Below are 18,030 nucleotides of genomic sequence, written 5' to 3'. Positions count from 1 at the left end.
GTTGCCCGCTATTCGAGGCTGTCAAAACGCCCCGTTATAAGAGCACGGCCTCTATGAGCCGCTTTGGATATCCCGGGGAAATGCGCGTGGCATCCGCGGGTTGGAGCAAAGAATCGGGGCGATCGAAAGCCGATCGCCCCGGGATACATCAGCCCAACTGCATGCCGTGGGAAAGACCCGGCGGCGGCCAGTTTTCGAGCTTCATGCCGAGGGCCAGACCGCGGCCACCCAGCACATCCTTGATTTCCGTCAGCGACTTCTTGCCCAGGTTCGGGGTCTTGAGCAGCTCCACTTCGGTCTTCTGAACCAGATCGCCGATGTAGTAGATGCTCTCCGCCTTGAGGCAGTTCGCGGAACGGACCGTCAGTTCGAGGTCGTCGATCGGGCGGAGCAGCAGCGGATCGAAACCGCCCTTCTCTGCCTTGGTCGAATCGGACTCGCGGCGCGAGAAATCGCCGAAAACCGACAGCTGGTCGTTGATGATTTCAGCCGCCTTACGGACAGCGTCTTCAGCGCCGATGGTGCCGTTCGTTTCGATATCGAGCACGAGCTTGTCGAGGTTGGTGCGCTGCTCGACACGAGCCGCGTCCACTTCGTAAGCCACGCGCAGGACCGGTGCGAACGACGCATCGAGCTGCAGACGGCCGATCGGCCGGGTCTCGTCATCCGGATGCTGGCGCGCGCTGGCCGGCTGGTAGCCGACGCCCTTGCGCACCTTCAGACGCATGTTCAGGGCCACATCCTTGGTGAGGTGGCAGATCACATGCTCCGGGTTGACGATTTCAACGGTGTGGTCGACGGCGATGTCGCCGGCCGTGACCACGCCCTTGCCCTTCTTCGACAGCGTCAGGGTGACTTCGTCACCGCTGTGCTGGCGAATGGCGACGTCCTTGAGGTTCAGGAGAACCTCAATGACATCTTCCTGGAGACCTTCCAGGGTGGTGTACTCGTGCAGCACGCCGTCGATTTCGACTTCGACGATGGCGCTGCCCGGAATCGAAGAGAGCAGCACGCGACGCAGCGCGTTGCCCAGGGTGTGGCCAAAACCACGCTCGAGCGGCTCGACCACCACCTTCGCGCGGTTAGCGCCAAGCTGCTCGACGCTGAGGCCACGAGGCCGCAGCACACTAGTTGACGATACTGCCATGCAAGGCTCCGGTGGATTACTTCGAGTAAAGCTCGACGATCAGGGCTTCGTTGATATCGGCCGGCAGATCACCACGATCCGGAACGGCCTTGAAGGTACCTGCGAACTTCTTGCTGTCGACCTCGACCCACGACGGACGGAGATCCATCGTGTCGTAGATCGTCGCCGCTTCCTGCACACGCAGCTGCGTGCGGGCCTTCTCGGTCAGCGAAACCTCGTCGCCCGGACGGACGTGGTACGAGGGAACGTTGACCTTCTTGCCGTTGACCGTCACCGACTTATGGGCGACGAGCTGGCGGGCCTGGGCGCGGGTGACCGCAAAACCCATGCGATAGACGACGTTGTCGAGACGGCTTTCCAGGAGGCGAAGCAGGTTTTCACCCGTGTTGCCCTTCTGGGTCGAAGCCTTGGTGTAGTAGTTGCTGAACTGACGCTCAAGCACACCGTAGATGCGCTTGACCTTCTGCTTCTCACGAAGCTGAACAGCGTAGTCGGACAGACGGGCGCGCTTGTTAGCGCCATGCTGACCGGGCTTGTTTTCGAGCTTGCACTTGGAATCAAGCGCGCGGGCCGGGCTCTTCAGACCGAGGTCGGCACCTTCACGACGCGCAAGTTTGCAGGTAGCTCCACGATAACGGGCCATGGGTATGCTCCTTAGACGCGACGCTTCTTGGGGGGACGGCAGCCGTTATGCGGAATCGGCGTGACGTCAATAATGTTGAGCACCTTGTAGCCCAACGCATTCAGGGAACGCACGGCCGACTCACGGCCCGGGCCGGGGCCCTTGATGCGAACTTCCACGGTCTTCACACCGTAGTCGCCAGCGGCGCGGCCAGCCTTTTCGGCGGCAACCTGCGCTGCGAACGGGGTGGACTTACGGGAGCCGCGGAAACCCGCGCCGCCTGCAGTCGCCCACGACAGGGCATTGCCCTGGCGATCGGTGATCGTGACGATGGTGTTGTTGAAGGAAGCCTGCACGTGGGCCACGGCATCCGTGACAACGCGCTTGATCTTCTTCTTGGTCTTAACCGGCTTAGCCATAATCGGTATCCGTTACTTCTTGATCGGACGACGCGGACCCTTACGGGTACGTGCGTTGGTACGCGTGCGCTGGCCGCGCACCGGCAGGCCGCGACGGTGGCGGAGGCCACGGTAGCAACCAAGGTCCATCAGGCGCTTGACCGCCATGCCGATCTCACGGCGGAGATCGCCTTCGACCGTGTACTTGGCGATTTCGGCGCGGATCTTCTCGACCTCGCCTTCGCTCAACGACTTGATCTGGGTGGTCGGAACCACGCCAGCATCAACACAGACCTTCTTCGCCCGCGAACGGCCGATTCCGTAAATGCTCTGCAGGCCAACCCAGACATGCTTCTGGACCGGCAAATTGACACCCGCGATGCGCGCCATGATGTACTGTCTCCAATGTGCTTCGAGCGCGGTAAACGCGCAATTCTAACCTTATTGAACCTAAACGGGAAGTCCTGCGGCGCCGTGGCGCCGCGGCCTCCCCTACTCGGGGACTTCCAGCCCAATCTCAGCCGCGGCGGAGATTGGACTTTTTAAGCAGACTCTCGTACTGGTGGCTCACAAGATGGGCCTGGACCTGAGCCGTAAAGTCCATCACCACCACCACCACGATCAGCAGCGAAGTGCCGCCGAAATAGAACGGGACTTGCCAGGCGCTCTGCATGAACGACGGCACCAGGCAGACCAACACGATGTAGAGCGCGCCAACACCGGTGAGCCGGGTCATGACGCCATCGATGTAATCCGCCGTACCACGACCCGGGCGGATACCCGGAATCAGTGCACCCGAACGCTTGAGGTTATCGGCCGTTTCCTGCGAGTTGAACACGATCGCCGTATAGAAGAAGGCGAAGCCGATGACCAGGACCGCGAAAACGATGTCGTAGACCGGCTCACCCGGGGTCAGCGCAGTGGTAAGCCACTGGAGCCAACGCATGGGGTGGGACGAACCGAACATGTTTGCCGCAGTAGCCGGGAACAACAGCAGGCTACTCGCAAAGATCGGCGGAATGACGCCCGCCATGTTGATCTTGAGCGGAAGGTGCGAGGTCTGGCGCTGGAACTGGCGCTGGTTGCCCTGCTTCGCGTAGTTCACGGTGATGCGCCGCTGGGCGCGCTCCATGAACACCACGAAAGCCGTGACACCCAGGATCACCACGACGACCATCATCAGCTTCAGCGGACCGAGCTGACCGTTGCTGGTCATCGAGAGCGTGTGGACTACCGCTGCCGGCAGGCCAGCCACGATACCGGCGAAGATCAGCATCGAGATGCCGTTGCCGATGCCGCGCTCCGTGATCTGCTCACCCAGCCACATCAGGAACATCGTGCCAGCCGTGAGGCCGACCACCGATGCCATGACGAAGCCAGCGCCCGGCATATACACCACCGGACCGTGGGCACCGGTCTGGCCCTGGAGGTTGATCGCGATACCGAAGGCCTGGAAGGCAGCGAGGCCTACCGTACCGAAACGGGTATACGTGGTCATCTTCCGGCGACCAGACTCGCCTTCCTTGCGCAGTGCCATCAGCGACGGAATGACCGAACCCATCATCTGGATCACGATCGACGCCGAAATGTAAGGCACCACGCCCAGTGCGAAGACCGAGAAGCGGGACAGCGAACCACCCGAGAACATGTTGACCATGTTCAGCAGGCCGCCGCCGCCCTCAACCAGGCTCGTCATCGCCTCAGGGTTCACGCCCGGAACGGGAATGAACGAACCGAGGCGGAAGACGATCAGCGCACCAATAAGGAAAAAGATGCGCTGACGCAGTTCCGTCAGTTTGCCCAGCGAGCCGAGCGAATTGCCCTGCGCTCCAGCCACTGGATTACTCCACGCTGCCGCCGGCGGCTTCGATGGCAGCCTTGGCACCGGCCGTCACGAGCACACCCTGGAGCTTCACGGCGCGGTTGATCTCGCCCTTCAGCACGATCTTGATCTTCTTGGCGCGGCTGGTCACGAGACCGGCGGCGTGCAGAGCGATCGGATCGATCGTGTCGGCTTCGATCACAGCCAGCTGGTACAGCATGACCTGCTCGGTGTCCGCCTTCTTGAGCGAGCGGAAACCGACCTTCGGCAGGCGGCGCTGCAGCGGCATCTGGCCGCCTTCGAAACCGACGCGGTGGGTGTTACCAGCGCGTGCGTGCTGACCCTTGTGGCCGCGGCCGGCGGTCTTGCCGAGGCCGGAACCGATACCGCGAGCGACGCGGGTGCGGGTCTTGCGTGCGCCCTTGCCGGGGCGAATGTCGTTAAGACGCATCTTGATTACTCCTCGACCCGGACCAGGTAGTAGACCGTGTTGATAAGGCCACGGACCTGCGGGGAATCCTTCAGTTCACGCACATCGTTGAGCTTGTTGAGGCCGAGGGCCTTCACGCTCAGACGATGACGACCCTGCACACCACGCAGGCCCTTGACCAGGCGCACGCGGACAGTGCCAGCGGTTTCGTTGTTCTTAGCCATTGCCCAGCACCTCTTCGATCGTCTTGCCACGCTTGGCGGCGATGCGCTTCGGCGAGGCGACGGCCTGCAGACCCTTGATCGTCGCGCGGACGAGGTTGATCGGGTTGCGCGAGCCGACGGCCTTGGCAAGCACGTCCTTCACGCCGACCACTTCGAGGACAGCGCGCATGGCGCCGCCGGCGATGACGCCGGTACCCTGCGAGGCAGGCTGCATGTAGACGCGAGCCGCACCGTGGTTGGCCTTGATGGCGTACCACAGCGTGCCGTTGTTCAGTTCGATGGTCACCATGTTGCGGCGAGCGCGTTCCATGGCCTTGGAAATGGCGACCGGCACTTCACGCGCCTTGCCATAACCAAAACCGACGCGGCCTTCGCCATCGCCGACAACCGTCAGCGCGGTGAAGCTCATCTGGCGGCCACCCTTGACGGTCTTGGCCACGCGGTTGACGGCGATAAGCTTTTCAAGCATGCCGTCCGAATTTTCGCGATCTGTCGAGGACATCTCTTTTCCTGATAGCCCGGTATGTATAGCCGGGACTTCTGTTTACGGCTTGGTCGCCGCTTGGAGTTGTAAGTACATCGGGCGCCACCGGCCCCGGAGGGCCGATGGCGTGGCCTGACGCCTCTTAGAACTTGAGGCCGGCCTCACGAGCCGCATCGGCGAGAGCCTTGATGCGACCGTGGTAACGGAAACCCGAGCGATCGAACGCGACAGCTTCGATACCGGCGGCCTTGGCGCGCTCGGCAACGATGCGACCCACCGTGGTGGCGGCTTCGACGTTCTTCTTGCTCTTGAGGCCATCGGCCACCGACTTCTGCACGGTCGAGGCAGCTGCCACGACGGTGCCGTTCGGTGCGAAGACCTGGGCGTAAATGTGCTGACCGGTGCGGTGCACGCTCAGGCGGGCGACTGCGAGCTCACGGATGTGGGCGCGGGTCGACTTGGCGCGGCGCAGGCGGGATTCGTTCTTGTTCATCGTCTCGTCTCCAGGAAGCGGATAGGCCGATTAGGCCTTCTTGGCTTCCTTCAGGATGATCGTCTCGCCCGCGTAACGGACGCCCTTGCCCTTGTAGGGCTCCGGCGAACGGTAAGCGCGGATCTTGGCGGCCACTTCGCCCACGAGCTGCTTGTCGGCACCCTTGACCAGGATTTCCGTCTGCGTCGGGACTTCGATGGTGATGCCTTCCGGCGCTTCGTACACGACCGGGTGCGAGAAGCCGAGGGAAAGGTTTACGGCCTTGCCCTGAAGCTGCGCGCGGTAACCAACGCCGACCAGTTCGAGCTTCTTTTCGAAGCCGTTGGTGACGCCGTTGACCATGTTGGCGACGATCGCGCGGGCGGTGCCGCCGAACTTGTCGTCAGCGCCTTCGGCGAGGACGACCGTGGCCACACCATTTTCCTGCGAGAACGAAACGCCCGGCAGAACATGGGTGGTCAGGGTGCCCTTCGGGCCCTTGACGGAGACAGTGCCGTTGGCGATCGAGATTTCGACGCCCTTCGGGAGGGTGATGGGCTTCTTGGCTACACGTGACATATCGGGACTCCTTACGCCACCTGGCCGATGACTTCGCCACCCAGACCCTTAGCACGGGCCTGTGCGTCGGTCAGGAGACCGGCGGAGGTGGAGATGATCGAGATACCCAGGCCACCGAGGACCTTCGGCAGCTCGTCCTTGCCGCGGTAAACGCGGAGGCCCGAACGGCTGACACGGGAAATGGTTTCGATAGCCGGACGGCCTTCGAAATACTTCAGCTTGATCTCGAGGATCGGCTTGCCGTTTTCATCGGCAACGCGCGCATCGAGGACATAGCCTTCGTTCTGCAGGAGCTGGGCGAGGGCCAGCTTCATCTTCGACGACGGCATACGGACAACCGACTTGCCAGTGGCCTGGCTATTGCGGATGCGCGTAAACAGATCGGCGATGGGATCAGTCATGCTCATAGAAAAAACCCTTGAGAGTGCACCGATATCCGAATTACCGGAGATCTTTAAGTTGTAAAGCCGACAAGACGTCGGTCTGCATTGCGCAGACCAACGACTATATCAGGCTGTCGCGGGTTGGGCAACTTTTGCCCAACCCGTGCCCTGCCCCACCCCAGGGGGTGGGGACCAGGAATTACCAGCTAGCCTTGCGCAGGCCCGGCACGTCGCCACGCATGGTGGCTTCGCGCAGCTTGTTGCGGCCGAGGCCGAACTTGCTGTAGACGCCGCGCGGGCGACCGGTCAGTGCGCAGCGGTTGCGCTGACGCGACGGCGAAGCGTCACGCGGCAGCTTCTGCAGCTTGGTCTGGGCTTCCATCTTCTCGTCATACGAGGCGGTGGCGCTCAGCACGATCGCCTTCAGTTCGGCGCGCTTGGCGGCGTACTTCTTGACGAGCTTGGAGCGCTTTGCATCGCGCTCAATCATCGAGGTCTTGGCCATGATCTACCTGGTAATCAGTTGCGGAACGGGAAGCTGAAAGCTTCCAGCAGTGCCTTGGCTTCTTCGTCGGACTTCGCAGTGGTGGTGATGGAGATATCCATACCGCGCAGCGCGTCGACCTGGTCGAAGTCGATTTCCGGGAAGATGATCTGTTCCTTGATGCCGAAGTTGTAGTTACCACGGCCATCAAATGCACGGCCCGACACGCCACGGAAGTCGCGGGTACGCGGCAGCGAGACGTTGATCAGGCGATCCAGGAACTCCCACATCTGGGCACGGCGCAGGGTGACCTTGCAACCGATCGGCCAGCCGTCGCGGATCTTGAACGATGCGACGGAGACGCGAGCCTTCGTGGTGACCGGCTTCTGGCCGGCGATCTTGGCCATGTCGGCCACGGCATTCTCGAGGATCTTCTTGTTACCGGCGGCTTCGCCGACGCCCATGTTGAGCGTGATCTTCGTGATGCGCGGGACCTGCATGACATTCTGGTAACCGAAGCGCTCAGTGAGCTTCTTCATTACCGACTCTTTGTAAAACGTTTCAAGACGGGTCATGACTTCGATTCCTTACGCGTCGACAACTTCGCCAGAGACGAACACGCGCACCTTGCGTCCGTCCTCGAGCGTCTTGGTGCCCACGCGCTCGCCCTTGTTCGCGGCGGCGTTGAAGAGCTGGACATTGGAAATGTGGATCGAGGCCTCACGCTCGACGATACCGCCAGGCTGGTTGGCCTGGGGGTTCGGCTTGGTGTGACGCTTGACGAGGTTCACGTTGGCGACGACCACGCGGTCGCCATCAACGCGGAGCACGTCACCGCGCTGGCCCTTGTTCTTGCCGGTGAGCACGACGACGTGGTCACCCTTGCGGATACGGTTCATGTCTGGCCTCCGCTCAGAGCACTTCAGGCGCGAGCGAGACGATCTTCATGAACTTCTCGCTGCGCAGCTCGCGGGTAACCGGCCCGAAGATACGGGTACCGATCGGCTCGAGCTTGTTGTTGAGGATGACGGCCGCGTTACCGTCGAAACGGATCACCGAGCCATCGGGGCGACGCACACCCTTGGCGGTACGAACCACCACGGCGTTGTAGACCTCACCCTTCTTGACCTTGCCGCGAGGAATGGCGTCCTTGATGGTCACCTTGATGACATCACCGACGCTGGCGTAACGGCGCTTCGAGCCGCCCAGCACCTTGATGCACATCATTTCCTTCGCACCGCTGTTATCAGCCGCGGAAAGCATGCTCTGTACTTGGATCATGGCAGCTCTCCTTAGACTTCAGCGCGCGTGACGATTTCGACCACGCGGTGATGCTTGGTCTTCGACAGCGGACGGCACTCCGCGATGCGGACCACGTCGCCCTCGTTCGCACCCGTTTCATCGTGTGCGTGGAGCTTGGTGGAACGGCGAATGATCTTGCCGAGCAGCGGATGCTGCACCTGGCGCTCGATCAGAACCGTCACGGTGCTGTCCATCTTGTTGCTAATGACGCGACCGACAAGGGTACGCGCTGCTTTCGTGTTATCGCTCATATCAGCCGTCCCTTACTTCTTCTCGCCGAGCACGAACTTCGTGCGGGCGATGTCGCGCCGAACGCGGCGCAGCTGGTGCGGCTGGGTGAGCTGGCCGGAGCCCTTCTGCATGCGCAGATTGAACTGCTCCTTGCGAAGGTCCAGCAGATGCTGATTCAGCTCTTCCGCCGACTTACTTTTGATTTCTTTGATAGCCATTACATCACCGCCCTGGACACGAACTGCGTCTGGACCGAGAGCTTGGCAGCGGCAAGGCGCATGGCCTCACGTGCGGTCGCTTCGTCGACACCTTCGATTTCATAAAGCATGCGGCCCGGCTGGATCTCGGCGACCCAGAACTCGACGCCACCCTTACCGGCACCCATTCGAACTTCGATGGGCTTGCGGGTGATCGGCTTGTCCGGGAACACGCGGATCCACAGCTTGCCACCGCGCTTGACGAAGCGGGTGATGCAACGACGGGCTGCTTCGATCTGGCGCGCGGTCAGCTGACCGTGCGTCGTCGCCTTGAGGCCGTATTCGCCGAAGCTCACGACGTTCGAGGTAAACGCCAGGCCATCGTTGCGGCCCTTAAACATCTTGCGGAACTTGGTACGCTTTGGTTGCAACATGGCAACGCTCCTTACTTGGCAGAGCGCTCGCCACGCTCACGGCGGTTTTCACCACCATCGCGACGCGACGACTGCTGCGGCTGCTGATCTTCCTTCGACGCCTCGGCCGTAGCGGCCGCCAGGTCGAAGATCTCGCCCTTGTAGACCCACACCTTCACACCGATGATGCCGTACTGGGTCTTCGCTTCGGCGGTGCCGTAGTCGATGTCAGCGCGGAGGGTGTGGAGCGGCACGCGACCTTCACGAGCCCACTCGGAGCGCGCGATCTCGGCGCCGTTCAGACGGCCGGAGACGTTGATCTTGATGCCCAGGGCGCCGAGGCGCATGGCGTTACCAACCGAGCGCTTCATCGCGCGACGGAACATGATGCGGCGCTCGAGCTGCTGCGCGATCGACTCGGCAACGAGCTGGGCGTCGAGTTCCGGCTTGCGGACTTCGCTGACGTTGATGTGCGTCGGGACGCCCATCATGTCGGTGACTTCCTTACGAAGCTTCTCGATGTCCTCGCCCTTCTTGCCGATCACGACGCCCGGACGGGCGGTGTAGATCGTCACGCGGGCGGTCTTGGCCGGACGCTCGATCTGGATCTTCGAGATACCGGCGGCGGCGAGCTTCTTGCGCAGCATCTCGCGGACCTTGAGGTCAGCAGCGAGGTACTGGGCGTACTCACCCTTGTTGGCGTACCACTTCGAGTTCCAGTCCTTGGCAATGCCGAGGCGGATACCGGTGGGATGAACTTTATGACCCATCGTCTCTTACCCCAGTCAGTTACCAACAACCACAGTGATGTGGCTGGTGCGCTTCAGGATGCGCGAACCGCGGCCTTTGGCGCGGGCGTACATACGCTTCATCGCCTGACCTTCGTCGACGAAAATGCGGGTGACCTTCAGTTCGTCGACGTCAGCACCGAGATTGTTCTCGGCGTTGGCGACGGCGGACAGCAGCACCTTGCGGACAAGGTGCGCGGCCTTCTTGTTGGTGTAAGCAAGCGTGTCGCTCGCCCGGCCGACGGGCATGCCGCGGACCAGGTCTGCCACCAGGCGTGCCTTCTGCGCCGAGATGCGGGCGCCACGCAGGATCGCTTTGGCTTCAGTGCTCATCACTTGCCCTTCTTATCGCCGGCGTGGCCCTTGTAGGTGCGGGTCACCGCGAACTCGCCGAGCTTGTGCCCGACCATGTTCTCGTTGATAAGCACCGGCACGTGCTGGCGGCCGTTGTGGATGGCGATGGTCAGACCGACCATCTCCGGCAGGATCATCGAGCGACGCGACCAGGTCTTGATCGGACGCTTGTTATTGGCGGAAACGGCGGCTTCCACCTTCTTTACGAGGTGCAGGTCAACGAACGGACCTTTCTTTAGAGAGCGCGGCATGATCGTTTCCTAATTACTTGCGACGACGCACGATGAACTGCTGGGTGCGCTTGTTGTTGCGCGTCTTGTAACCCTTGGTCGGCGTGCCCCACGGGCTGACCGGATGACGGCCGCCGGAGGTACGGCCTTCACCACCGCCGTGCGGATGGTCGACCGGGTTCATGACAACGCCGCGGACGGTCGGACGGATGCCCTTCCAACGCTTAGCACCGGCCTTGCCGAGCTTGCGCAGGGAGTGCTCCGAGTTGCCGACTTCACCGATGGTGGCGCGGCATTCAACCGGGACGCGGCGCATTTCGCCGGAGCGAAGACGCAGCGTGGCGTAACCCTGCTCGCGAGCGACCAGCTGGACCGAAGCGCCGGCCGAACGCGCGATCTGCGCACCCTTGCCCGGCTTCATTTCGATGCAGTGGATCGTGGAACCGACCGGGATCGAACGCAGCGGCAGGCAGTTGCCGGCCTTGATCGGGGAGTCGGAACCCGACACGAGACGGTCGCCCACCGCCACGCCCTTCGGCGCGATGATGTAGCGGCGCTCGCCGTCGGCGTAGCACAGCAGCGCGATGTGCGCGGTGCGGTTCGGGTCGTATTCCAGGCGCTCGACAACGGCGGCGATGCCTTCCTTGTCACGCTTGAAATCGATGATGCGGTAAGCCTGCTTGTGACCGCCGCCGCGATGACGGGTGGTGATGCGACCAAAATGGTTGCGACCGCCGGTCTTCGACTGCGATTCGGTCAGGGCGGCGTACGGCGCGCCCTTGTGCAGACCTTCGGTCCGCACGCTGACTGCGTCGCGGCGGCCCGGGGAGGTCGGCTTGTGAGTGATCAGTGCCATCTCAATTCAACTCCTGGCTCAGGCCTTGGCCGACACGTCGATCGTGTGGCCATCGGCGAGGCGGACATAAGCCTTGCGCTTGCCCTGGCGGTTGCCAGTGCGGAAGCGGAACGACTTGACCTTGCCCTTGGTATTCACGAGGTTCACGTCCACGACCTTGACGTCGAAGAGCTCCTCGACCGCGGTCGCGACATCAGCCTTGGTGGCCTCGGGTGCAACGATGAACACATACTGGTTGTGCTCAGCGAGGCGGGCGGCCTTCTCAGAGATGTGCGGTGCGCGCAGCGTGTTGAGCGTACGTTCGGTGCTCATGCGAGCCACTCCTCGACCTTCTTGACCGCGTCCACCGTCATGACGACGAAGTCGCTACCGACGAGGCTGACCGGGTTCAGGGCCAGGACGTCGACGACGTGGATGTACGGAATATTGCGAGCGGACAGGTACAGCGCCTCGGTGGCGTCTTCCGACACCAGCAGGACACGACCCTTGACTTCGAGCTCAGCGAGCTTGGCGATCATCGCCTTGGTGCTTGCCTTCTCGATGGACAGTTCGTTGACGATCTTCAGGCGGTCCTGACGGACCAGCTCGGCGACGATCGAACGAATCGCAACGCGGTAAGCCTTGCGGTTGACCTTCTGCTCGAAGCTGCGCGGCTTGGCTGCGAACGTGCGACCACCACCGACGAAGATCGGTGCACGGTAATCGCCGTGGCGAGCGCCACCGCCCTTCTGCTTCTTGAACTTCTTCGTGGTACCGGACAGTTCACCGCGCGACAGCTGCGCCTTGGTGCCTGCACGACCGCCAGCCTGGTAGGCAGTGACGACCTGGTGCACGAGGGCCTTCTTGTACTCGCCGCCGAACACTTCGTCCGAGACGGTGAGCGACTTGGCGCCAATAACATTCAGTTCCATGGCGTCTCTCCTCAACCCTTGGTCGTCGGACGGATCACGACGTCGCCACCCGGCGCGCCAGGGACAGCGCCCTTGACCGCGATGAGATGACGTTCGGCGTCGACCTTGACCACTTCGAGACCCTGCACGGTGCGGTTGACCGCGCCCATGTGGCCCGACATCTTCTTACCAGGAAACACGCGGCCCGGCGTCTGGCGCTGGCCGATCGAGCCCGGGGCACGATGCGACAGCGAGTTACCGTGGGTAGCGTCGCCCATCTTGAAGTGGTGACGCTTGATGGTGCCCTGGAAGCCCTTGCCCTTCGACACGCCGGCGACGTCAACCGTCTGACCGACGGTGAACACGGCTTCAGCGGTCAGCTCGGCGCCAACTTCGTACTTGCCAGCGTCTTCCGCGTTAAGGCGGAATTCCCACAGGCCACGGCCCGGCTCAACCTTGGCCTTGGCGTAGTGACCCTTGGCGGGGTTCGTCAGCAGCGAGGCGCGCTTGGCGCCGGCAGTGACCTGAATGGCGCTGTAGCCATCCACTTCGGTGGTCTTCACCTGGGTCACGCGATTCGGGGTCGCTTCAATCAGCGTCACCGGAATCGAGCGGCCATCTTCAGTGAAGAGCCGGCTCATGCCGCACTTGCGGCCAACCAGTCCGATACTCATCTTCGTATCCTTTTATCCGCTCAGCCCAGCTTGATCTGCACGTCGACGCCGGCAGCAAGATCGAGCTTCATGAGCGCGTCCACGGTCTTGTCATTCGGATCGACGATGTCGAGAACGCGCTTGTGAGTACGGGTCTCGTACTGGTCGCGGGCATCTTTGTCGACGTGCGGCGACACCAGGATGGTGTAGCGCTCAATCTTGGTCGGCAGGGGGATCGGGCCGAGGACCGTGGCGCCAGTGCGCTTGGCCGTCTCGACGATCTCGCTGGCCGAACGGTCGATCAGACGATGATCGAACGCCTTGAGCCGAATGCGAATCTTTTGGTTCGCCATAAAACCGTGTCCTATTTTCGAAAGAACGTTCTTGTGATTCGGAGTAGCTTCTCGCCACCCCGCACAACCCAGGTATTACGTACTACAGGTGTCGCAACGGGCCGCCCGGGAACGCCAAAGAGCGCCCTGAACGACCCGAAAAGCCACGGCAGACCGCAGAAACGGCCTGCCGAGACAGAAAAGTATAGAATGCACATAACATCAGGTCAACAGAGCTTGCGCCCTGTGGCCCATGTGGCATCCCATCCGGCTTCCCTGCCTGCGAACTCGAAGCGCTTTCCGTGCACCTCATTTCGCGTGGTCCCGGCACCATGAAGGCGCTCAGGGGATATAGCCCGACGAGTATAGCCAGCCCGTCAGCGGATTGGAAGCCCTCTGGCTAAAAAATAACCAAAAAAAAGGCGGAGGCTTTCGCCCCCGCCCTTTTCGCTACCCCTGGCGGGGCTGCGGCTTACTTGGTGATCGTCGAGACCACGCCGGCGCCGACGGTACGGCCACCTTCGCGAATAGCGAAGCGCAGGCCGGCGTCCATGGCGATCGGGTGGATCAGCGTGACCGACATCTTCACGTTATCGCCCGGCATCACCATTTCCACGCCTTCCGGCAGCTTGATCGCGCCGGTGACGTCGGTGGTGCGGAAGTAGAACTGCGGACGGTAGTTGTTGAAGAACGGGGTATGACGGCCACCCTCATCCTTCGACAGCACGTACACCTCGGCTTCGAACTCGGTGTGCGGCTTGATCGTGCCGGTCTTGGCCAGCACCTGGCCGCGCTGCACGTCGTCGCGCTTCAGGCCGCGGAGCAGGAGACCGGCGTTATCACCAGCCTGACCCTGGTCGAGCAGCTTGCGGAACATTTCGACGCCCGTGACCGTGGTCTTCTGGGTGTCGCGGATGCCGACGACTTCGATTTCTTCGCCGACCTTGATGACGCCACGCTCGATACGACCGGTCACGACGGTACCGCGGCCCGAGATCGAGAACACGTCTTCCACCGGCATCAGGAAGGTCTTGTCGATGTCGCGTTCCGGGGTCGGGATCCAGGTATCCAGGGCATCAACCAGGTTGATGATGGCCGGGACGCCGATTTCCGACTGGTCGCCTTCGAGAGCCAGACGAGCCGAACCCTTGATGATCGGGGTGTCGTCGCCCGGGAAGTCGTACTTCGAGAGCAGTTCGCGGACTTCCATCTCGACGAGCTCCATGAGCTCGGCGTCGTCGACCATGTCGGCCTTGTTCAGGAAGACCAGGATGTACGGCACGCCGACCTGACGCGAGAGCAGGATGTGCTCGCGGGTCTGCGGCATCGGGCCGTCAGCGGCCGAGCAGACGAGGATCGCGCCGTCCATCTGGGCGGCACCGGTGATCATGTTCTTGACGTAGTCAGCATGGCCCGGGCAATCGACGTGCGCGTAGTGACGCGTGGCCGATTCGTATTCCACGTGAGCGGTCGAGATCGTGATACCACGAGCCTTCTCTTCCGGAGCGGCGTCGATCGCGCCGTAATCCTTGAATTCACCACCGAAGCGCTCTGCACCGACCTTGGTCAGCGCAGCGGTCAGCGTGGTCTTGCCGTGGTCGACGTGGCCGATGGTGCCCACGTTGACGTGCGGCTTGTTACGCTCAAACTTACCCTTTGCCATGACTTGGAACCTCTAAAGATCGTTGAATGGGGTGGAATGAAGAAGTCCCTTAGGACTTCTTCATGACCTCGTCGGCGATGTTCTTCGGCGCCGGCTCATAGTGGTCGAATTCCATGGTGAACGTGGCGCGGCCCTGCGTCTGCGAGCGCAGCGAGGTGGCGTAGCCGAACATTTCACCCAGCGGAATCATCGCGTTGACGGTCTTGCCCGACGGCGTTTCTTCCTGGCCGGTCAGCATGCCGCGACGACGCGAGATATCGCCCATCACGTCACCGACATAGTCTTCCGGCGTCACGACTTCGACCTTCATGATCGGCTCGAGCAGCACCGGCTGCGCCTTGGCGAAGCCCTGCTTGAACGCCATCGAAGCGGCGAGCTTGAACGCCATTTCGGACGAGTCGACGTCATGGTACGAACCGAAGACGAGCTTGACCTTGACGTTGACGACCGGGAAGCCTGCCAGCGGACCGGCCGTGATCGTCTCGCGAAGACCCTTTTCAACCGACGGGATGAATTCCTTCGGAATGACGCCGCCCGTGATGTCATTGATGAAGAGGAAGTCGTCCTTGATACCGGCCGACAGCTTCTCATCCGCACGATCGGCATCCGAGATCGGCGACAGCTCGATCACGACGTGACCGTACTGACCCTTACCACCCGACTGCTTGGCGTGCTTGTAGTCCGACTTGACGTCCGAAGCCTGGATCGTTTCGCGGTAAGCCACCTGCGGCTTGCCGACGTTGGCTTCGACGTTGAACTCGCGGCGCATGCGGTCCACCAGGATATCCAGGTGAAGCTCGCCCATGCCCGAGATGATCGTCTGGCCCGACTCTTCGTCCGTACGGACACGGAACGACGGATCTTCCGCAGCCAGACGGCCGAGGGCGATACCCATCTTTTCCTGATCCGACTTGGTCTTCGGCTCCACCGCCATCGAGATCACCGGCTCCGGGAACGACATGCGCTCGAGGGTGATGATGTGATCCTGGGCGCAGAGCGTGTCACCGGTCGTGACGTCCTTCAGGCCGACCGCAGCGGCGATATCGCCAGCGCGGACTTCCTTCAGCTCGTGACGCTCATTGGCGTGCATCTGCAGGATGCGGCCGATGCGCTCCTTCTTCGACTTGACCGGGTTGTACACCTGGTCGCCGGCATTCAGCGTGCCCGAATAGACACGGAAGAACGTCAGCGCGCCGACGAACGGGTCGGTCATGATCTTGAACGCGAGGGCGGAGAACGGCGCGTCGTCCTTGGCCGGACGGGTATCCGGCTGCTCGTCTTCGTTCACACCTTCGACCGGCGGACGGTCGATGGGCGACGGGAGCAGGTTGACAACCGCGTCGAGCATCGCCTGGACGCCCTTGTTCTTGAACGCCGTGCCGCAGAACACCGGGATGATCTCGCTCTTGAGCGTGCGCAGGCGCAGGCCTTCGATGATCTCCGCCTCGGTCAGCTCTTCGCCGCCCAGGTACTTGTCCATCATCTCTTCCGAGGCTTCAGCCGCGGCTTCGATCATGGCGGTACGGGCCGACTCGGCCTTCTCGACGAGGTTCGCCGGGATGTCCTGGTACTCGAACTTCATGCCCTGGGATTCCATGTCCCAGATGATCGCCTTCATCTTGAGCAGATCGACGACGCCTTCGAAGTTATCTTCGGCACCGATCGGGACCTGCATCTCGATGGGGTTGGCGCCAAGGCGAGCCTTGAGCTGCTCAACGACCTTGTAGAAGTTGGCGCCCGTGCGGTCCATCTTGTTGACGAACGCAAGGCGCGGCACCTTGTAACGGTTGGCCTGGCGCCACACGGTTTCCGACTGCGGCTGCACACCACCCACCGCGCAGAGAACGAACACCGCGCCATCGAGCACGCGGAGCGAACGCTCCACTTCGATGGTGAAGTCAACGTGTCCCGGGGTGTCGATGATGTTGAAACGGTGCTCGGGCAGCGAACGGTCCATGCCCTTCCAGAACGCCGTGGTGGCGGCGGAAGTGATGGTGATGCCGCGTTCCTGCTCCTGCTCCATCCAGTCCATCGTCGCAGCGCCGTCGTGCACCTCGCCAATCTTATGACTGACACCGGTGTAGAACAGGATGCGCTCCGTCGTGGTGGTCTTGCCGGCATCGATGTGAGCCATGATGCCGAAGTTGCGGTAGCGCTCGATGGGAGTGGTGCGTGCCACGGTCTTTCCTCAGATCTTTGAAGCTGGGGGGATTACCAGCGGTAATGCGAGAAGGCCTTGTTGGCCTCTGCCATGCGGTGCGTTTCTTCGCGCTTCTTGACGGCGCCGCCGCGGGACTCGGAAGCCTCCAGCAGCTCGGCAGCCAGCTTGCGCGGCATCGAGGTTTCGCCACGCTTGCGGGCGGCATCGATGACCCAGCGCATGGCAAGCGCCATACGACGGCCCGGACGAACTTCGACCGGCACCTGGTAGGTCGCACCGCCGACGCGGCGGGACTTCACTTCGACCGCCGGGGCGATGTTGCCCAGGGCCTTTTCGACGAGCTGAACCGGCTCTGCGTGCTTCTCGCCGATGGCCTCGAGGGCACCGTAGACGATGGCTTCAGCAACCGACTTCTTGCCGGACTTCATCACCATGTTGATGAAGCGGGCGATCAGCTGGCTTCCGTGCTTCGGGTCCGGGAGGACCACACGGGCGGGATGGGAACCTTTACGCGACATAATTCTTGTCCTTTACTCAGCTCTTCGGGCGCTTGGCGCCGTACTTCGAGCGCGACTTGCGACGCTTGGTCACGCCGGCGCAGTCGAGACTGCCGCGAACCGTGTGGTAACGCACACCCGGGAGATCCTTGACGCGACCGCCGCGGATCAGGACCACCGAATGCTCCTGGAGGTTGTGACCTTCGCCACCGATGTAGCTGATGACTTCGAAACCGTTGGTGAGGCGCACCTTGGCAACCTTACGCAGCGCCGAGTTCGGCTTCTTCGGGGTGGTCGTATAAACGCGCGTGCAAACACCGCGGCGCTGCGGGCTGCTCTGCAGGGCCGGCGAAGCGCTCTTGTAAGCCTTCGGGCTGCGGGATTTGCGCACCAACTGGTTGACTGTCGTCATGCGAAG

The 18,030-nt window shown here is 62.1% G+C and carries 30 protein-coding genes; all 30 read right to left on the bottom strand.

Features of this window, described 5'->3' with window-relative positions; genetic code table 11:
• Positions 1–148: 148 nt before the first annotated feature.
• Positions 149–1,147 (bottom strand): DNA-directed RNA polymerase subunit alpha, encoded by a 999-nt coding sequence (locus tag L2Y96_RS05755; RefSeq protein WP_247333734.1) that lies wholly within the window; start codon positions 1,145–1,147, stop codon positions 149–151.
• A gap of 16 nt (positions 1,148–1,163) precedes the next feature.
• Positions 1,164–1,790, bottom strand: a complete 627-nt coding sequence (gene rpsD, locus L2Y96_RS05750; RefSeq protein ID WP_029213873.1) for a 30S ribosomal protein S4 — start codon at positions 1,788–1,790, stop codon at positions 1,164–1,166.
• 11 nt (positions 1,791–1,801) lie between these two features.
• Positions 1,802–2,188 (bottom strand): 30S ribosomal protein S11, encoded by a 387-nt coding sequence (rpsK, locus tag L2Y96_RS05745; RefSeq protein ID WP_007513384.1) that lies wholly within the window; start codon positions 2,186–2,188, stop codon positions 1,802–1,804.
• A gap of 12 nt (positions 2,189–2,200) precedes the next feature.
• Positions 2,201–2,557, bottom strand: a complete 357-nt coding sequence (gene rpsM, locus L2Y96_RS05740) for a 30S ribosomal protein S13 (protein WP_144916975.1) — start codon at positions 2,555–2,557, stop codon at positions 2,201–2,203.
• Positions 2,558–2,684: 127 nt separating this feature from the next.
• Entirely contained in the window at positions 2,685–4,004 is a 1,320-nt protein-coding gene (secY, locus tag L2Y96_RS05735; RefSeq protein WP_247333733.1) for a preprotein translocase subunit SecY, read from the bottom strand.
• A gap of 4 nt (positions 4,005–4,008) precedes the next feature.
• Positions 4,009–4,446: a 50S ribosomal protein L15 gene (gene rplO / locus L2Y96_RS05730; RefSeq protein ID WP_247336927.1), complete on the bottom strand. Its 438-nt coding sequence runs from the start codon at positions 4,444–4,446 to the stop codon at positions 4,009–4,011.
• Positions 4,446–4,643: a 50S ribosomal protein L30 gene (gene rpmD / locus L2Y96_RS05725; protein ID WP_045831139.1), complete on the bottom strand. Its 198-nt coding sequence runs from the start codon at positions 4,641–4,643 to the stop codon at positions 4,446–4,448. Before rpmD ends, rplO begins: the two co-directional genes overlap by 1 nt.
• Entirely contained in the window at positions 4,636–5,145 is a 510-nt protein-coding gene (gene rpsE, locus L2Y96_RS05720; RefSeq protein WP_247333732.1) for a 30S ribosomal protein S5, read from the bottom strand. The genes rpmD and rpsE overlap by 8 nt, the downstream gene beginning before the upstream one ends.
• A gap of 124 nt (positions 5,146–5,269) precedes the next feature.
• Positions 5,270–5,620, bottom strand: a complete 351-nt coding sequence (gene rplR, locus L2Y96_RS05715) for a 50S ribosomal protein L18 (RefSeq protein WP_247333731.1) — start codon at positions 5,618–5,620, stop codon at positions 5,270–5,272.
• A 30-nt stretch (positions 5,621–5,650) separates the two neighbouring features.
• On the bottom strand, positions 5,651–6,178 hold the full coding sequence (gene rplF / locus L2Y96_RS05710) for a 50S ribosomal protein L6 (protein ID WP_247333730.1): 528 nt from the start codon (positions 6,176–6,178) through the stop codon (positions 5,651–5,653).
• Positions 6,179–6,189: 11 nt separating this feature from the next.
• Positions 6,190–6,585, bottom strand: a complete 396-nt coding sequence (gene rpsH / locus L2Y96_RS05705; protein ID WP_247333729.1) for a 30S ribosomal protein S8 — start codon at positions 6,583–6,585, stop codon at positions 6,190–6,192.
• A 175-nt stretch (positions 6,586–6,760) separates the two neighbouring features.
• Positions 6,761–7,066: a 30S ribosomal protein S14 gene (rpsN, locus tag L2Y96_RS05700; RefSeq protein WP_045831135.1), complete on the bottom strand. Its 306-nt coding sequence runs from the start codon at positions 7,064–7,066 to the stop codon at positions 6,761–6,763.
• Positions 7,067–7,080: 14 nt separating this feature from the next.
• The gene (gene rplE / locus L2Y96_RS05695) at positions 7,081–7,620 is read right to left on the bottom strand and encodes a 50S ribosomal protein L5 (RefSeq protein WP_247333727.1); all 540 of its coding nucleotides are present in this window, start codon (positions 7,618–7,620) and stop codon (positions 7,081–7,083) included.
• Positions 7,621–7,632: 12 nt separating this feature from the next.
• Complete coding sequence (gene rplX, locus L2Y96_RS05690) at positions 7,633–7,944, bottom strand: 50S ribosomal protein L24 (protein ID WP_247333725.1); 312 nt, start codon at positions 7,942–7,944, stop codon at positions 7,633–7,635.
• A gap of 13 nt (positions 7,945–7,957) precedes the next feature.
• Entirely contained in the window at positions 7,958–8,326 is a 369-nt protein-coding gene (rplN, locus tag L2Y96_RS05685) for a 50S ribosomal protein L14 (RefSeq protein ID WP_029213886.1), read from the bottom strand.
• An 11-nt stretch (positions 8,327–8,337) separates the two neighbouring features.
• Positions 8,338–8,598 carry a 30S ribosomal protein S17 gene (gene rpsQ, locus L2Y96_RS05680; protein ID WP_247333723.1) on the bottom strand — a complete coding sequence of 87 codons (261 nt, stop codon included), beginning with the start codon at positions 8,596–8,598 and terminating at the stop codon, positions 8,338–8,340.
• Between the two features lie 12 nt (positions 8,599–8,610).
• Positions 8,611–8,796, bottom strand: a complete 186-nt coding sequence (gene rpmC, locus L2Y96_RS05675) for a 50S ribosomal protein L29 (protein ID WP_247333721.1) — start codon at positions 8,794–8,796, stop codon at positions 8,611–8,613.
• Positions 8,796–9,209, bottom strand: a complete 414-nt coding sequence (rplP, locus tag L2Y96_RS05670) for a 50S ribosomal protein L16 (RefSeq protein ID WP_247333719.1) — start codon at positions 9,207–9,209, stop codon at positions 8,796–8,798. The genes rpmC and rplP overlap by 1 nt, the downstream gene beginning before the upstream one ends.
• 11 nt (positions 9,210–9,220) lie before the next feature.
• Positions 9,221–9,958 carry a 30S ribosomal protein S3 gene (gene rpsC, locus L2Y96_RS05665; RefSeq protein ID WP_247333717.1) on the bottom strand — a complete coding sequence of 246 codons (738 nt, stop codon included), beginning with the start codon at positions 9,956–9,958 and terminating at the stop codon, positions 9,221–9,223.
• A gap of 15 nt (positions 9,959–9,973) precedes the next feature.
• Positions 9,974–10,309 carry a 50S ribosomal protein L22 gene (gene rplV, locus L2Y96_RS05660; protein WP_045831128.1) on the bottom strand — a complete coding sequence of 112 codons (336 nt, stop codon included), beginning with the start codon at positions 10,307–10,309 and terminating at the stop codon, positions 9,974–9,976.
• Positions 10,309–10,581 (bottom strand): 30S ribosomal protein S19, encoded by a 273-nt coding sequence (gene rpsS, locus L2Y96_RS05655; protein WP_029213892.1) that lies wholly within the window; start codon positions 10,579–10,581, stop codon positions 10,309–10,311. The genes rplV and rpsS overlap by 1 nt, the downstream gene beginning before the upstream one ends.
• Before the next feature lie 13 nt (positions 10,582–10,594).
• The gene (gene rplB / locus L2Y96_RS05650; RefSeq protein ID WP_247333715.1) at positions 10,595–11,416 is read right to left on the bottom strand and encodes a 50S ribosomal protein L2; all 822 of its coding nucleotides are present in this window, start codon (positions 11,414–11,416) and stop codon (positions 10,595–10,597) included.
• Between the two features lie 18 nt (positions 11,417–11,434).
• Positions 11,435–11,728, bottom strand: a complete 294-nt coding sequence (gene rplW / locus L2Y96_RS05645; protein WP_247333706.1) for a 50S ribosomal protein L23 — start codon at positions 11,726–11,728, stop codon at positions 11,435–11,437.
• The gene (rplD, locus tag L2Y96_RS05640) at positions 11,725–12,327 is read right to left on the bottom strand and encodes a 50S ribosomal protein L4 (RefSeq protein WP_247333705.1); all 603 of its coding nucleotides are present in this window, start codon (positions 12,325–12,327) and stop codon (positions 11,725–11,727) included. Before rplD ends, rplW begins: the two co-directional genes overlap by 4 nt.
• A gap of 11 nt (positions 12,328–12,338) precedes the next feature.
• Positions 12,339–12,980, bottom strand: a complete 642-nt coding sequence (gene rplC, locus L2Y96_RS05635; RefSeq protein WP_247333703.1) for a 50S ribosomal protein L3 — start codon at positions 12,978–12,980, stop codon at positions 12,339–12,341.
• A 20-nt stretch (positions 12,981–13,000) separates the two neighbouring features.
• The gene (gene rpsJ / locus L2Y96_RS05630) at positions 13,001–13,312 is read right to left on the bottom strand and encodes a 30S ribosomal protein S10 (protein ID WP_014402136.1); all 312 of its coding nucleotides are present in this window, start codon (positions 13,310–13,312) and stop codon (positions 13,001–13,003) included.
• Positions 13,313–13,763: 451 nt separating this feature from the next.
• Positions 13,764–14,954, bottom strand: coding sequence for an elongation factor Tu (gene tuf, locus L2Y96_RS05625; protein WP_247333702.1), 1,191 nt, complete (start codon positions 14,952–14,954; stop codon positions 13,764–13,766).
• A gap of 49 nt (positions 14,955–15,003) precedes the next feature.
• Complete coding sequence (gene fusA, locus L2Y96_RS05620) at positions 15,004–17,133, bottom strand: elongation factor G (RefSeq protein WP_247333700.1); 2,130 nt, start codon at positions 17,131–17,133, stop codon at positions 15,004–15,006.
• A 32-nt stretch (positions 17,134–17,165) separates the two neighbouring features.
• A complete protein-coding gene (gene rpsG, locus L2Y96_RS05615) occupies positions 17,166–17,633 on the bottom strand; it encodes a 30S ribosomal protein S7 (protein WP_045829437.1) in 468 nt (155 codons plus the stop codon).
• A gap of 16 nt (positions 17,634–17,649) precedes the next feature.
• On the bottom strand, positions 17,650–18,024 hold the full coding sequence (gene rpsL, locus L2Y96_RS05610; RefSeq protein ID WP_036115505.1) for a 30S ribosomal protein S12: 375 nt from the start codon (positions 18,022–18,024) through the stop codon (positions 17,650–17,652).
• Positions 18,025–18,030 lie beyond the last annotated feature (6 nt).

It is taken from the genome of Luteibacter aegosomaticola (assembly GCF_023078475.1).
GTDB classification, from domain to species: domain Bacteria; phylum Pseudomonadota; class Gammaproteobacteria; order Xanthomonadales; family Rhodanobacteraceae; genus Luteibacter; species Luteibacter aegosomaticola.
This window is presented reverse-complemented; position numbering and strand designations above follow the sequence as displayed.

Bases quoted from the DNA above. Each gene is read 5' to 3' on its own strand.
- L2Y96_RS05755 (WP_247333734.1), bottom strand. From the start codon at position 1,147: ATGGCAGTATCGTCAACTAGTGTGCTGCGGCCTCGTGGCCTCAGCGTC.
- rpsD (WP_029213873.1), bottom strand. From the start codon at position 1,790: ATGGCCCGTTATCGTGGAGCTACCTGCAAACTTGCGCGTCGTGAAGGT.
- rpsK (WP_007513384.1), bottom strand. From the start codon at position 2,188: ATGGCTAAGCCGGTTAAGACCAAGAAGAAGATCAAGCGCGTTGTCACG.
- rpsM (WP_144916975.1), bottom strand. From the start codon at position 2,557: ATGGCGCGCATCGCGGGTGTCAATTTGCCGGTCCAGAAGCATGTCTGG.
- rpmD (WP_045831139.1), bottom strand. From the start codon at position 4,643: ATGGCTAAGAACAACGAAACCGCTGGCACTGTCCGCGTGCGCCTGGTC.
- rpsE (WP_247333732.1), bottom strand. From the start codon at position 5,145: ATGTCCTCGACAGATCGCGAAAATTCGGACGGCATGCTTGAAAAGCTT.
- rplR (WP_247333731.1), bottom strand. From the start codon at position 5,620: ATGAACAAGAACGAATCCCGCCTGCGCCGCGCCAAGTCGACCCGCGCC.
- rplF (WP_247333730.1), bottom strand. From the start codon at position 6,178: ATGTCACGTGTAGCCAAGAAGCCCATCACCCTCCCGAAGGGCGTCGAA.
- rpsH (WP_247333729.1), bottom strand. From the start codon at position 6,585: ATGAGCATGACTGATCCCATCGCCGATCTGTTTACGCGCATCCGCAAT.
- rpsN (WP_045831135.1), bottom strand. From the start codon at position 7,066: ATGGCCAAGACCTCGATGATTGAGCGCGATGCAAAGCGCTCCAAGCTC.
- rplE (WP_247333727.1), bottom strand. From the start codon at position 7,620: ATGACCCGTCTTGAAACGTTTTACAAAGAGTCGGTAATGAAGAAGCTC.
- rplX (WP_247333725.1), bottom strand. From the start codon at position 7,944: ATGAACCGTATCCGCAAGGGTGACCACGTCGTCGTGCTCACCGGCAAG.
- rplN (WP_029213886.1), bottom strand. From the start codon at position 8,326: ATGATCCAAGTACAGAGCATGCTTTCCGCGGCTGATAACAGCGGTGCG.
- rpsQ (WP_247333723.1), bottom strand. From the start codon at position 8,598: ATGAGCGATAACACGAAAGCAGCGCGTACCCTTGTCGGTCGCGTCATT.
- rpmC (WP_247333721.1), bottom strand. From the start codon at position 8,796: ATGGCTATCAAAGAAATCAAAAGTAAGTCGGCGGAAGAGCTGAATCAG.
- rplP (WP_247333719.1), bottom strand. From the start codon at position 9,209: ATGTTGCAACCAAAGCGTACCAAGTTCCGCAAGATGTTTAAGGGCCGC.
- rpsC (WP_247333717.1), bottom strand. From the start codon at position 9,958: ATGGGTCATAAAGTTCATCCCACCGGTATCCGCCTCGGCATTGCCAAG.
- rplV (WP_045831128.1), bottom strand. From the start codon at position 10,309: ATGAGCACTGAAGCCAAAGCGATCCTGCGTGGCGCCCGCATCTCGGCG.
- rpsS (WP_029213892.1), bottom strand. From the start codon at position 10,581: ATGCCGCGCTCTCTAAAGAAAGGTCCGTTCGTTGACCTGCACCTCGTA.
- rplB (WP_247333715.1), bottom strand. From the start codon at position 11,416: ATGGCACTGATCACTCACAAGCCGACCTCCCCGGGCCGCCGCGACGCA.
- rplW (WP_247333706.1), bottom strand. From the start codon at position 11,728: ATGAGCACCGAACGTACGCTCAACACGCTGCGCGCACCGCACATCTCT.
- rplD (WP_247333705.1), bottom strand. From the start codon at position 12,327: ATGGAACTGAATGTTATTGGCGCCAAGTCGCTCACCGTCTCGGACGAA.
- rplC (WP_247333703.1), bottom strand. From the start codon at position 12,980: ATGAGTATCGGACTGGTTGGCCGCAAGTGCGGCATGAGCCGGCTCTTC.
- rpsJ (WP_014402136.1), bottom strand. From the start codon at position 13,312: ATGGCGAACCAAAAGATTCGCATTCGGCTCAAGGCGTTCGATCATCGT.
- tuf (WP_247333702.1), bottom strand. From the start codon at position 14,954: ATGGCAAAGGGTAAGTTTGAGCGTAACAAGCCGCACGTCAACGTGGGC.
- rpsG (WP_045829437.1), bottom strand. From the start codon at position 17,633: ATGTCGCGTAAAGGTTCCCATCCCGCCCGTGTGGTCCTCCCGGACCCG.
- rpsL (WP_036115505.1), bottom strand. From the start codon at position 18,024: ATGACGACAGTCAACCAGTTGGTGCGCAAATCCCGCAGCCCGAAGGCT.